Source organism: Streptomyces sp. NPDC040610 (assembly GCF_055594065.1).
In genome coordinates this window covers 47351-59666 of sequence record NZ_JBVIXA010000018.1, presented here as the reverse complement: position 1 = coordinate 59666, position 12316 = coordinate 47351, and the positions used below count along the sequence as shown (strand labels likewise).

Genomic DNA, 12316 nt, shown 5'->3' with positions numbered 1-12316 from the left:
CGGACCGCCCCGGACGAAGCCCCCGCCCCCACCGGCCCCACCGCGCGCCCCGCCCCCGGAACGCAAAGCGCCCCCCACGCACCCGCCAGAGCCGACCTACCCTTGCTGCCTTCCGGCCCTGGGGGAGTTCAGTCAGATAGCGCCGCGTGAGGGGCTGTCCCCCACCCTAGCCGATCCCCGGGGGTGCGAACGAGCCCGCTCCCCCGACAGGAACGCACCAGGTCCCCCCGACCGGAACACGTTCGCGAGCACCCCTCCGCGTCTTGTATTGTTTGCGGCGGAGGATTCGCCTAGTGGCCTAGGGCGCACGCTTGGAAAGCGTGTTGGGGGCAACCCCTCACGAGTTCGAATCTCGTATCCTCCGCCAGTGCCTCACCGGGCACTAACGTCGAAGGGCCCCGCTGCTTGCAGCGGGGCCCTTCGACGTTAGTACGGCGGCCGAGGGCGCCGACGTTCGGCCGGTCCGCCGTCAGCGCGCCCCCCGCCCACTCCACCCGGCAAGGACAGTCTGCGGAGCCAGGGTGCGGCGGATGAGGGCGTGGGCGATGTGGGCGGGGCTGTCGCCGTCGTGGTGGCTGTAGGCGTGCAGGGCGCGGCGGGCGTCTGTCGGGTGCAGGCGGCCGTACTCGGCGAGCATGCCGGTGGCTGTTTCGACGGCGGCCTGGGCGGTGATGGCGGACTGGACGTGGGTGAGGACGTCGGAGGGGCGGGCCCGCTCCGGGGTCCAGTGGATCAGTGCGACGGCGGCGACGTCGGCGAGCGCCTGGGCCAGCTTCAGGTCGGCCGGGAGCAGGCCGCCGGGCGCGGCGTGGAAGAGGCCCACGGCGCCGATGGTCCGGTGGTTGACGCGCAGCGGCAGCGCCTGCGCCGACCGGAGACCGGCGCGCACCGCGAGCGGCACGACGCGCGGCCAGCGCGCGCCGGTGCCCGCCAGGTCGGGTACGTCGACGGGGCGCCCCGCGCGGTAGCAGTCCAGGCAGGGGCCCTCCGTGGTCTGTGGCCGGAACAGGTCCACGACGGCGGCCCGTTCGTCGGAGACGGCCATGGTGCGCAGGTCGCCGCGGAGCGTGGCCACCATGACGCCGACCACGTCGGCGCCGAGGATGTCGACGCAGTGCCCAGCCAGGCGGTGCAGCAGGACGACCGGGTCGAAGTCGTCGGCGAGCGTGTCGGCAAGGCCCACGAACGCCTCGGCGAGCTGCTGTTCGCGGTTCGTCACCGTTCGCTGTCTCCTTCGCGGTCGCCGTGGCGCCCATGGTCCTGATCGGGGCTGTCGTCGTGGTCGGCCGGCGTCCCCTCCGCGTCGGGGAAGCGGAAGGTGCGGGCGACGACGTCGCGGGCCACTTCGCTCACCGTCCTGCCCTGCGCGAAGGCGCGGGCTCTGAGCCGGTCAAGGGCCTGATCCGGATCGACGCCCAGCTGCACCATCACCATGCCGACGGCCTGATGGACCTCGACGTGGTCGGCTTCGGCGGCCTCCACCCACGACGCTACTCCGCCGTCGTCCTGATCGAACCCGCTCCCGGATCCGGCCTGGAGGTTGGAGACGGCGAAGGTGACGGCGTCGCGGACCAGCAGGGCGATCCGCAGGTCCCGCTCGGAGAGCACGCCGGGGCGGTCGCGGTAGAGGTCGAGGGTGCCGATCGCCAGCGCGCCGGTGCCAAGGGGCAGCGAGAACACCGCGCACCCGCCCAGCTCCACGGCCTGTTGGGCGAACACCGGCCAGCGCCGGGCGTCGGGCCCACTGGTGAGGTCCGCGGCGAGCACCGGCGCCCCCAGCGTCTGCGCGCGTCGGCTCGGGCCGTCCCCGAGGGTGTACTGCGCCTCGGCGAGCCCGGCCGCGACGGCGTCGCTCGCGCACAGCGTCACGCTGACGCCGCAGTCCCCGCTGAGGGAACTGAGGTGGCCGAGGGAGACGGACGCGCCCGTGACCGGCAGCAGTTCCACGCACGCCCGGCACAGCGCCTCCGGCACCTGATCGACCTCCACCGCCGCCGCGGCGACGGACAGGACGTCGGTGATCCGCTGCCGCTCCCCCTGCTCCGGCCGGACGAGTTCCTCGTCCTCCCCACGATTCTCGGGCCGCATCGCCGTCACCTCCGCCTGGCCCCACGGCCGGGCCGACATGATCCCCCAGTATCCCGCAGCCGGGCCCGTCGCGAGAGGTGTCCGGAGGGAGACCGTCGGCGTTGGCGTGCGCTTCAACGATTTCCGGCCGCGGCGGTCCGGGGCGCCCGCGGCCCGCGGGGCCGGGCGAAGAGGGGGGCTGGGTACACCCCCGGACACCGCCTCCCCCTATGCCCCGGCAGCCGCGCCCGCAGCAGAGTGGGCATGTCAGCACGGTACGTCCCCTGCCGGGCGAACAGACGAATACGAGGCCCTCTGATGTCCATCGACACGCCCCCCTACGCCCCCGTTCCGGCTCACTCCGTGGCCCCGGCCCCGGTCCGGGAGCGCGTCCCCTCCCCGCGCCCCGCCGCCTCCCCGCGCCCCACCTTCTGGCGCGCCCCCTTCGCCGCCGTCACCTTCCGCGAGTTCGGGTACGCGCTCGTCTCTCTGCCGATCGCCGTCGCCGGGTTCGTCTTCGCCGTCACGCTGTTCTCGCTGGGCGCGGGGCTCGCCGTCACGCTGCTCGGACTGCCCGTGTTCGCGGTGATGCTGGCCGGGGCGCGCGGGCTCGGCCGGGTCGAGCGGCGGCGGGCGCGGGAGCAGCTCGGGGTCGAGGTGGCGGAGCCCGCCGCCGTGCGGGCGGGCGACGGCGGGGCCTGGGCGGGGGTGCGGGCCCGGATCGGGGACGCGGCCGGGTGGAAGGCCCTGGTGTTCCAGGTCGTCATGTTCCCGTGGCGGGTGACGAGCTTCGTGGTGGCGCTGACGCTGTGGGTGACCGGCTGGGTCGTCGCGCTGTTCCCGGCGTACTCCTGGGTGTTCGCGCGCTACACCGACTGGCCGGGGTACCGCCTCTTCGACTACACGTCCGGCGGCGAGCACCACGCGTACTACATCGAGTCGCCCTGGCAGGTCGCCGGAGTCGGCGCCTTCGGCTGGCTGCTGGTGCTGCTCACCCCGCTGGTCCTGCGCGCGCTCACCGGCGTGGACCGGGCCGCGGTGCGGTCGCTGCTCGGCAGGTGAGCCTCGGGCCGGGGCCCGCCCGGCCGCGTAACCGCCGACCGCGTGACCCCCGCCTGCGAACGCCCCGCCCGGGCAAGCCCCACCCGGGTGAGCCCCACCCCCACCAGCACCACCCCCATCCCGGCGAGCACCCGCACGCCGACCTCCTCCCCCAGGACCAGCGCGCCCAGGCCGACCGAGACGACCGGGAGCAGATAGCCGACCGTGGCCGCCGCGGTCGGCCCCTCGTCGGCGATGAGGCGGGAGTTGAGGTGGAAGGTGAGGCCGGTGCCGAACACGCCGAGGACGACGACGGCGAGGACGCCGGTGAGGGTCGGCGCCGACTCCGTGTGCGGGCTCGCGGGCAGGCCGAGCGTGGTCAGGCCGGTGGCGGCGAGGAGTTGGGCGGCGGACAGGGCGAGCGGCGGGGTGTCGCGGCCGATGAGGTGGCGGGCCATGTACGCGAAGGCGACGGCGTAGCTGACGGCGGCGGCGAGGAGCGCGAGGGCGCCCGGGCTGGTGAGCCCCGACTGCTGCCAGGGCGCGAAGATCAGCAGGGTGCCGCCGAAGCCGAGAAGGAGCCCGGCGAGCCGTTTCGGGCCGAGCCCACGCTCCGTACCGAGAAGCAGTCCGAGCCCGAGGGACCACAGCGGGGTCGTGGCGTTCATGACGCCCGCGACACCGGAGTCGACCGTCTGCTCGCCGATGCTGAAGAACAGGAACGGCAGCGCGTTGCAGAACAGGGCCGCTACCAGCAGATGGCCCCAGACGCGCCGGTCGCGCGGCAGCCGCCGGCGGGCCGAGCGGGCGAGGACGAGGAGGACGGCGGCGCCGAGCGCGCAGCGCACGATCGTCACGTGCAGCGGCGCGAGCCCGCCCTCCAGGGCCAGCTTGATCCACAGGAAACTCGAGCCCCACAGCAGGGCGAGGACGGCGATTCGCATGTCCTCGACGGTGCCCCGGCCCCATTCGTAAGACAAGCGAAAAGATTCGAAGGCAGACTTAAGCCCTGCTGCATTCAGGGCGTACGCTGGCCGCATGCTCGACATGCGGCGCATGCAGATCCTGCGGGCGGTCGTCACCAGCGGCTCGGTCACCGCGGCGGCCCGGAACCTCGGCTACACCCCGTCCGCGGTCAGCCAGCAGATGGCGGCCCTGGAGAAGGAGGCGGGCACCCCGCTCCTGGAGCGCACCGGACGCGGGGTGCGGCCCACGGACGCCGGGCTGCTCCTCGCCGACTGCGCGACGGCCATCGGCCACCACGTCGCCCGCGCGGAGACGGCCCTCGCCGATCTGCGGACCGGCCGCACGGGCCGGATCTCGGTACGGTACTTCGCCACCGCGGGCGCCCGCGTCGCCGCTCCCGCCCTTGCCCGGCTGCGCCGCGAACACCCCGGCGTACGGGCCGAGTTGCGCCTCACCGACCCGGACGACCCGCTGCCCGAGGTGAAGGCGGGCCGCACCGACGTGGCCCTCGTGGTCCGGCGCCACGACGCGCCCCCGGTCGACGGCATCCGCTTCGTCCACCTCCTGGACGACCGCTACCGCGCCGTGCTGCCCCCGGCCCACCCCCTCGCCGCCCGCACGGAGCTGCGCCTGGCCGACCTCGCCGAAGAGCCCTTCGTCGGCAGCGAGTTGCCGGGCCCCTGCCTGGACGCGGTCCTCGACGCGTGCGGGTCGGCCGGGTTCACACCGGACTTCGTCGTGGAGAGCGGGGACTACGCGACCGCGCAGGGGTTCGTGGCTGCCGGGGTCGGCGTCGCCCTGGTGCCGGAGATGGGCCTGGTCACGGCGCCGGGCACGGACAAAGGCCGCTCCGGGTGGGTCGTGCGCGAGGTCACCGATCCGGAGCCGGTGCGGTCGATCTGGGCGGCGGTACGGGCGACGGCTCCTCAAGGGCCGGTGCTGCGGGCGTTCCTGGGGGCGCTGCGGGACGCGGCGGGCGAGGCGGGTGGAGCGGAGACGGCGGGTGAGGCGGGTGAGGCGGACGAGGCGAGTGGGGCCGCCTACGCCGACTCCGACCTCGGCACGGCACCCGGCACCGCCCCCGGCCCCGCGTAGCACCGCACCCGCACCCGCTGCTCCTCGCTCCACCGCTGCTCACCGACCCCGAGCAGCTCCCAGCCCGCCCGCTCGTACAGCGCCACCGCCCCCGCGTCCGTGGCCACCACGTCGAGCACCGGCCACAGCCCCCGCTCCCGCGCGGCCCCCGCCACCCGGTCGAGGAGCACCGCGCCGATCCCCCGCCCGCGCGCGCCCGGGCCCACGTACAACCGGCTGACCACGGCCGTCCGTCGGACGGGCGAGCCGTCCCGCGCGCTCCACATCCCCGGCGCCACGTCGTCCGCCCCGGGACCGCAGAGCGCGATGTGCCCCACGACGTCCCCGTCGGCCTCGGCCACCCACGCCCCGAACGACCCGGACGGCGTCAGCCAACCGGCCGGGTCGGCGGGCCAGTTGGTGGGGTAGCCGTCGCCGTCGTGCACGTCGGCGAGGACGCGCACGCAGGCGTCGAGGTCGGCGGGGACCCGTCGTCGTACGAGAAGGTCCACGGCACCCTTGCGTCGGTCGATCATCCGGGCATGCAAGCACACGGCCCACGCGCCCCGCGCGCGGGTTTCCGCCCGCGCCGCCCCGACCGATCTCACGCGAGGGCGACCAACTCCCGGTACTCCGTGCTCCACAGGTCCTCGGTCCCGTCGGGCAGGACGAGGACCCGGTCGGGGCGCAGGGCGTCGAGCGCGCCCTCGTCGTGGGTGACCATCACGATCGCTCCGGGGTACGTGCCGACGGCGGCGAGGACCTCGTCGCGGGAGGCGGGGTCGAGGTTGTTGGTGGGCTCGTCCAGGAGCAGGACGTTGGCGCCGGAGTGCACGAGTCCGGCCAGGGCGAGGCGGGTCTTCTCGCCGCCGGAGAGCACCTTGGCGGGCTTGTCCGCGTCGTCGCCGCCGAACAGGAACGACCCGAGCACCCGCCGCACCTCGCCGTCGGTCAGGCCGGGCGCGGCCGCCGCGAGGTTCTCCCGTACGGTCGACTCCCCGTCCAGGGTGTCGTGTTCCTGCCCGAAGTACCCGATCCGCAGCCCGTGCCCGCGCACGACCCGGCCCGCGTCCGGCGTCTCGCGCCCGGCGAGGAGGCGCAGGAGCGTCGTCTTCCCGGCCCCGTTGAAGCCGAGCACGACCAGGCGGCTGCCCCGGTCCACGGCGAGGTCCACGCCGTGCAGCACCTTCAGGGCCCCGTACGACTTCTCCAGGCTGACGGCGCCGAGGGGCATGCGGCCGCAGGGCGCGGGTTCGGGGAGCCGGATGCGGGCGACCTTCTCGCCGCGCCGCGCGGGTTCGGTGCCCGCGAGCAGCCGGTCGGCGCGGCGCGCCATGTTCTTCGCGGCGGTCGCGGTGGCGACGTGGGCGCGCATCCGGTCGGCCTGGGTGCGCAGGGCGGTGGCCTTCCGCTCGGCGTTGGCGCGCTCCCGGGTGCGGCGGCGCTCGTCGGCGGCGCGCTGGGCGAGGTAGGCGGACCAGGTGGTGTTGTGGACGTCGAGGGCGGCGCGGCCGGGGTCGAGGTGGAAGACGCGGTTGACGACGTCGGCGAGCAGCGTCACGTCGTGGCTGACCAGGACGACACCGCCCGGGTACGCGCGCAGGAACGCCCGGAGCCACTCCACCGAGTCCCGGTCGAGGTGGTTGGTGGGCTCGTCGAGCAGCAGGGTGTCGGGGCGCGCGAACAGCATCCGGGCGAGTTCGACGCGGCGCTTCTGACCGCCCGACAGCTCGCCCACGGCCTGCCCGAGGACCCGCTCGGGCAGGCCGAGCCCGGCCGCGACCCGGGCGGCCTCGGCCTCGGCCCCATAGCCGCCGCGGGCCTGGAAGGCGTCGTCGGCGCGGGCGTAGGCGGCGAGCGCGGCCCGCCCGTCGGCGCTGTCGGCGCCGCGGGCCAGGGCGGCCTCGGCGGCCCTGAGCGCGCGCACCGCCTCGTCGAGGCCGCGCGCGGACAGGATCCGGTCGGTGACGGTGGCCGCGGGGTCGGCGGCGGCCGGGTCCTGGGCGAGGTGGCCGAGGGAGCCGGTGCGGGTGATCGTGCCGGTGGCGCTCGGGGCCGGTCCGGCGAGGGTCTTCAGGAGGGTGGACTTGCCCGCTCCGTTACGGCCGACCAGGCCGACGCGGTCGCCGGGGCCCACGTGGAAGGAGATGCCGGACAGCAGGGTCCGGGCGCCGACGCGCAGGTCGACGTCACGTACAGAAAGCATGGGGAAACGCTCCGCAATAGCGAAAGGACACACGGGTGACGTGAAGGCGTGTGTCCTGGCTAGGAGATGCGGGGCGTAGACATGCCTCCCAGGCTAGGCGGCAGCCCGCCGCGCCCGCACCCGCTTTTCCGGCGCGGCCGCGGGTGCTCCCGCAGGGCCCCTCCGGCGCCGCCCGCCCCAGGTGCCTCCACCGGTCCACTCCCGCGCCGCCCGCCCCAGGTGCCTCCACCGGTCCACTCCGACACCCCCGCGCCCCGCCCTGCGAACCCCCCGCGCCCGCGAGATGATCGCCCCATGGACGCCACGCTGCACCTCGCACAGCAAGAAGAGGCCGACGCGCTGCTGAGCCGCAGCCCGCTGGCCGCGCTCGTAGGGATGCTCCTGGACCAGCAGGTGCCCATGGAGTGGGCGTTCGCGGGTCCGTACACGATCGCCCAGCGGATGGGGGCGGACGACCTCGACGCCCACGACATCGCGGCCCACGACCCGGACGCCTTCGTCGAGCTGCTCTCCGCCAAGCCCGCCGTGCACCGCTACCCGGGCGCGATGGCCGGGCGCGTGCAGAAGCTGTGCCAGTACCTGGTGGAGCACTACGAAGGCGACGCGGAGGCCGTCTGGCGGGACGCGGCCGACGGCAAGGAGCTGCTGCGGCGCCTGAACGAGCTGCCCGGCTTCGGCAAGCAGAAGGCCCAGATCTTCCTGGCCCTGCTCGGCAAGCAGCTGGGCGTGCGGCCCAAGGGCTGGCAGGAGGCGGCGGGGGCGTACGGGGAGCCGAAGGCGTTCCGGTCCGTCGCGGACATCACGGGACCCGAGTCGCTGCAGAAGGTCCGCGCGCACAAGCAGGAGATGAAGGCGGCGGCGAAGGCGGCGAAGGGCTAGCCGCCCCGGCCGAGGGCGCTCCCGGGCCGAGGTCACCCTCGGCGGCCACCACCCCCGGCGGCTACCGCCGGCGCTTGGCCGTGCCGAAGACCGACCGCGAGATCTCCCGCCCGATCTGCGTCCCCATCGACCGCAGCAGCGACTTGAACATCCCGCTGCCCATCACCTGCTCGACGACGGACCCGCCCCCGCTCTCCTTCGCCTTGGCCTTCGCCGGACGCGGAGCCTCCGCCGGAGCGGGCGCGGCGGCCCGCTCGGCCTCCCGCCCGCTCAGCCGCTCGTACGCCGACTCCCGGTCCACCGCCTCCGCGTACCGCCCGTACAGCGGCGAATCCCGGACGGCCCGCTCCAGGTCCGCCGCCGCGATCGGCCCCATCAGCGACTGCGGCGCCCGCAGCCGGGTGACCGCGACCGGCGTGGGCGCGCCCTTCTCGCTGAGCACGGTGACGACGGCCTCGCCGGTGCCGATGGCGGTGAGCGTCTCCGCCAGGTCGTACGCGGAGTTCGGGAACGTACGGACCGTCGCCTTGAGGGCCTTCTCGTCCTCGGGTGTGAAGGCGCGCAGCGCGTGCTGCACCCGGTTGCCGAGCTGCGCGAGGACGTCGGCGGGCACGTCCTTCGGGGTCTGGGTCACGAAGAAGACGCCGACGCCCTTGGACCGGATCAGCCGCACGGTCTGCGTGATGGACTCCAGGAACGCCTTGGAGGCGCCGCTGAACAGCAGATGGGCCTCGTCGAAGAAGAAGACGAGCCTGGGCTTGTCCACATCCCCGACCTCGGGCAGGTCGTGGTACAGGTCGGCGAGGAGCCACATCAGGAAGGTCGAGAAGAGTGCGGGTTTGTCCTGCACGGAGGGCAGTTCGAGTACGGAGACGAGGCCCGCCCCACCCGATCCGGCACCGGCACCGGCACCGGCACCGGCACCCGCCCCTTCCCCAACACCCGCACCCGCACCCGCACCCAGCAGTTCACGCGTGTCGAACTCCGGCTCCCCGAAGAAGTCCCCCATCCCCTGCGCCTCGAACGCCGTCAGCGCCCGCAGGATGACCCCGGCGGTCGCCGTGGACAGGCCACCGACCGTCTTCAGCTCGGGCCTGCCCTCGTCCGAGGTGAGGAAGGCGACGACGGCGCGCAGGTCCTTCAGGTCGACGAGTTCGAGGCCCTTCTGGTCGGCGTAGTGGAAGATCAGGCCGAGCGACTGCTCCTGCGTCTGGTTCAGCTGGAGCACCTTCGAGAGCAGGACCGGGCCGAAGCTGGTGATCGTGGCCCGCACGGGGATCCCGGTGCCGATCCCGCCAAGGGCGTAGAACTCGCACGGGCACCCGCGCGGCACCCACTCCTGCCCCACGTCCCTGGCCCGCCCGCTGACCCGGTCGTTGGCCTCGCCGGGCGCCGAGATCCCCGAGACGTCGCCCTTGATGTCGGCGAGGAAGACGGGCACGCCCTGGGCGGACAGCTGCTCGGCGATCAGCTGGAGGGTCTTGGTCTTGCCGGTGCCGGTGGCGCCCGCGACGAGCCCGTGCCGGTTGAGCATCGGCAGCGGGATGCGCACCTGCGCCCCGGGGAGGCACTGTCCGTCCCACAGCAGCGCGCCGAGGTCGAGGGCGGGTCCTTCGAAGGCGTATCCGGCGGCGATCCCGGCGGCCTCCGGGGGCAGTGCGGACGGCGTCAGCGCGGGGTCGGACACGGACTCGTTCGGGGGGTTTCCGCCATCGGGTGTGGACGGCATCGGCTGGCTGTCGCTCACTTCGGCCCCTGCTCCCGGCTTGAGAGTTCCGGGTTTGTCCCGGTTTACGGCGTCATTTCCCAGGGTCGCACTCGGCCGCCATGGCTGCGCCCGGAGAGCCTTGACCGGTAGGCTTTCCGTGTGATCTTCAAGCGCATCGGAAACGGCCGGCCGTACCCCGACCACGGCCGGGAAAGCACCCGGCAGTGGGCGGACGTCGCGCCGCGCCCGGTCCGCCTCGATCAGCTCGTGACGACCAAGGGCCAGCTGGACCTGGAAACGCTGCTCGCCGAGGACTCCACGTTCTACGGCGACCTCTTCGCGCACGTCGTGAAGTGGCAGGGCGACCTGTACCTGGAGGACGGGCTGCACCGCGCCGTCCGTGCCGCGCTCCAGCAGCGCCAGGTGCTGCACGCCCGCGTTCTCGAACTGGGCTGAGCCCGGGCCCCGCGCCACGTTGGCCCTTTCGGGTTGGCCTTGGCGCCGGGCAATGATCATTTAGTAGGAATCACCGCCGCGCGGCACTACGCTGCGCCCATGAGCATGCTCACTCCCCCCGGCATGGGCGGCAAGTACCGCATCACGGGGGACAAATACCCGCGAATGCGCCGCCCGAGCGGTCGTCGCCGGATCGTGCTCGCGGCCGTCGCGTCGCTCGCCGCGGCCGGGCTGCTCGGCTGGGGCGGCCTCCAGCTCATCGACGTGTTCTCCGGCGACGACAAGGCGTCGGCGGCGGGCGGGGCGAAGGACTGCGCGACGAGACCGGCATCGGCGGACGCGGCGCGCAAGACCAAGCCGAAAGCTTTCCCCCCGCCCCGCCAGATCACCGTCAACGTCTTCAACGCCACCCCGCGCGGCGGCCTCGCCAAGGAGACCGCCGCCGAGCTGAAGAAGCGCGGCTTCGCCATCGGCGACGTGGGCAACGCGACGAAGGCGTTCGACAAGAAGGTCGAGGGCCCGGGGATAGTGCTCGGCGCGAAGTCCGCCGCCGACACCGCGCTGCCGGTGCTCGCCACCCAGCTCAAGGGCGCCGCCAAGCAGACGGACGCCCGCAAGGGCGGCGAGGTCGACCTGATCCTCGGCAGCAAGTTCAAGGACCTGGCGAAGAAGCCGGACGCCGACAAGGCGCTTGCCGCACTCGCCGCGCCCGCGCCGAAGCCCGCGAAGGCCGAGCGGTCGGACGGCAAGAACTGCTGAGCGCCCGAGGGGCCGCTCAGCGCTCCCGTTCCCGTACTCGTTCCCGGGCGGCTACTCGGCCGTCCCGTACATGCGGTCCCCCGCGTCGCCGAGACCCGGCACGATGTACCCGTTCTCGTTGAGGCGCTCGTCCACCGCCGCCGTCACGACCGTCACCGGCGTGCCCGCCAGCTCGCGCTCCATGACCTCGACGCCCTCCGGGGCGGCGAGAAGCACCACGGCGGTCACGTCGTCCGCGCCGCGCTTGATGAGCTCCTGGATCGCCGCGACCAGCGTGCCGCCGGTGGCGAGCATCGGGTCGAGGACGTAGACCTGGCGGCCGGAGAGGTCCTCCGGCATCCGGGTCGCGTACGTGGACGCCTGCAGCGTCTCCTCGTTGCGGATCATCCCGAGGAAGCCGACCTCGGCGGTCGGGAGCAGGCGGACCATGCCGTCGAGCATGCCGAGCCCGGCGCGCAGGATCGGCACGACCAGCGGCCGCGGATACGACAGCTTGACGCCGGTCGTCCCGACCACGGGGGTCTCGATGTCGACCTGCTCGGTGCGCACGTCCCGGGTGGCCTCGTACGCGAGCAGGGTGACCAGCTCGTCGGCCAGGCGCCGGAAGGTCGGGGAGTCGGTGCGCTTGTCGCGCAGCGTGGTGAGTTTGTGCGCCACCAGCGGGTGGTCGACGACGTGGATCCGCATTGTTCAACAGTAACCGGGCGAAGCGGCCCCCTGATCCCCCCGCGCTGGCATCAACCCCGGCCACGGGGGGAAGGTGGACGTACGAACTGGGGTGGTGTGGCCTATGCCCGACCGGGAAGCGCGCGAGAGCGACGCCGAGCGACGCAGGCGACGCGAGACGGAAGCCGAGCGGCGCAGGCGCCGTGCCCAGTTCCTGCACGAGTTGACCGAGGCCCGCGAGCTGCGGGCCCGGGTGACACCACGCCGCGCACGGGCGGCCCGACTGCGACAGGCGATGCGTATGCGTACGTTCCGCTGGTAGCCGCCGGGGGGCCGCGGCCCGAAAGCGGCATGTGATTCGCAACGCGACGCGGACACAGCGGTCCGAAGACCTCTCCTGAAGCCGTTGTTTCTGCCACGATTCCGAGTGGGCGGGGCTTGGAACAGCACTCCCGCCGCCGACGTCCGCCGGGGGGACCCCCAACCGGCGCCTA

The 12316-nt window shown here is 74.0% G+C and carries 12 protein-coding genes, 1 tRNA gene, 1 other RNA gene and 1 pseudogene; 7 read left to right on the top strand and 8 right to left on the bottom strand.

Translation table 11 applies throughout. The annotated features are described in order from the left end of the window. Positions 1-60 precede the first annotated feature (60 nt). An RNA gene (gene ffs, locus ACZ6AA_RS37380) (signal recognition particle sRNA small type) lies at positions 61-159 on the bottom strand. A 120-nt stretch (positions 160-279) separates the two neighbouring features. On the opposite strand from ffs, the gene ACZ6AA_RS37375 reads away from it, so the two are divergent. Continuing rightward, positions 280-367: transfer RNA gene (locus ACZ6AA_RS37375), tRNA-Ser, on the top strand. 102 nt (positions 368-469) lie between these two features. Here the strand turns inward: ACZ6AA_RS37375 and ACZ6AA_RS37370 are convergent. Both ACZ6AA_RS37370 and ACZ6AA_RS37365 read right to left on the bottom strand, forming a co-directional pair. Continuing rightward, positions 470-1219, bottom strand: coding sequence for a GAF domain-containing protein (locus ACZ6AA_RS37370; RefSeq protein ID WP_471462928.1), 750 nt, complete (start codon positions 1217-1219; stop codon positions 470-472). Then, positions 1216-2127, bottom strand: a complete 912-nt coding sequence (locus tag ACZ6AA_RS37365; RefSeq protein ID WP_468483483.1) for a GAF and ANTAR domain-containing protein — start codon at positions 2125-2127, stop codon at positions 1216-1218. The genes ACZ6AA_RS37370 and ACZ6AA_RS37365 overlap by 4 nt, the downstream gene beginning before the upstream one ends. Before the next feature lie 204 nt (positions 2128-2331). Here ACZ6AA_RS37365 and ACZ6AA_RS37360 point away from each other — a divergent pair. Continuing rightward, positions 2332-3060, top strand: a pseudogene (locus ACZ6AA_RS37360) (sensor domain-containing protein); the annotation flags it as partial. On the opposite strand, the gene ACZ6AA_RS37355 reads toward ACZ6AA_RS37360, so the two are convergent. Continuing rightward, positions 2997-4052, bottom strand: coding sequence for a DMT family transporter (locus ACZ6AA_RS37355; protein ID WP_471462926.1), 1056 nt, complete (start codon positions 4050-4052; stop codon positions 2997-2999). The pseudogene ACZ6AA_RS37360 and the gene ACZ6AA_RS37355 overlap by 64 nt on opposite strands. 94 nt (positions 4053-4146) lie before the next feature. Between ACZ6AA_RS37355 and ACZ6AA_RS37350 the strand changes: the two genes are divergently transcribed. Next, complete coding sequence (locus ACZ6AA_RS37350; protein ID WP_471462924.1) at positions 4147-5169, top strand: LysR family transcriptional regulator; 1023 nt, start codon at positions 4147-4149, stop codon at positions 5167-5169. On the opposite strand, the gene ACZ6AA_RS37345 is transcribed toward ACZ6AA_RS37350, so the two are convergent. Beyond that, complete coding sequence (locus ACZ6AA_RS37345; RefSeq protein WP_471462922.1) at positions 5115-5684, bottom strand: GNAT family N-acetyltransferase; 570 nt, start codon at positions 5682-5684, stop codon at positions 5115-5117. The two genes, ACZ6AA_RS37350 and ACZ6AA_RS37345, sit on opposite strands and share 55 nt — an antisense overlap. Before the next feature lie 68 nt (positions 5685-5752). Beyond that, positions 5753-7354 (bottom strand): ABC-F family ATP-binding cassette domain-containing protein, encoded by a 1602-nt coding sequence (locus ACZ6AA_RS37340; protein ID WP_471462920.1) that lies wholly within the window; start codon positions 7352-7354, stop codon positions 5753-5755. A gap of 294 nt (positions 7355-7648) precedes the next feature. Between ACZ6AA_RS37340 and ACZ6AA_RS37335 the strand changes: the two genes are divergently transcribed. After that, entirely contained in the window at positions 7649-8233 is a 585-nt protein-coding gene (locus ACZ6AA_RS37335; protein WP_468453644.1) for an HhH-GPD-type base excision DNA repair protein, read from the top strand. A 61-nt stretch (positions 8234-8294) separates the two neighbouring features. Here the strand turns inward: ACZ6AA_RS37335 and ACZ6AA_RS37330 are convergent, their stop codons facing one another. After that, positions 8295-9980, bottom strand: a complete 1686-nt coding sequence (locus ACZ6AA_RS37330; protein WP_471462918.1) for a helicase HerA-like domain-containing protein — start codon at positions 9978-9980, stop codon at positions 8295-8297. A gap of 120 nt (positions 9981-10100) precedes the next feature. On the opposite strand from ACZ6AA_RS37330, the gene ACZ6AA_RS37325 reads away from it, so the two are divergent. Beyond that, positions 10101-10397, top strand: coding sequence for a type II toxin-antitoxin system VapB family antitoxin (locus ACZ6AA_RS37325; protein ID WP_003955420.1), 297 nt, complete (start codon positions 10101-10103; stop codon positions 10395-10397). A gap of 99 nt (positions 10398-10496) precedes the next feature. After that, complete coding sequence (locus ACZ6AA_RS37320; protein WP_468453646.1) at positions 10497-11156, top strand: LytR C-terminal domain-containing protein; 660 nt, start codon at positions 10497-10499, stop codon at positions 11154-11156. A gap of 51 nt (positions 11157-11207) precedes the next feature. Here ACZ6AA_RS37320 and upp read toward each other — a convergent pair whose 3' ends face one another. Further along, positions 11208-11843 carry a uracil phosphoribosyltransferase gene (gene upp / locus ACZ6AA_RS37315; protein ID WP_030363603.1) on the bottom strand — a complete coding sequence of 212 codons (636 nt, stop codon included), beginning with the start codon at positions 11841-11843 and terminating at the stop codon, positions 11208-11210. Positions 11844-11946: 103 nt separating this feature from the next. Between upp and ACZ6AA_RS37310 the strand changes: the two genes are divergently transcribed. Beyond that, the gene (locus tag ACZ6AA_RS37310) at positions 11947-12144 is read left to right on the top strand and encodes a hypothetical protein (protein WP_030363602.1); all 198 of its coding nucleotides are present in this window, start codon (positions 11947-11949) and stop codon (positions 12142-12144) included. The last annotated feature ends 172 nt before the right edge of the window (positions 12145-12316 follow it).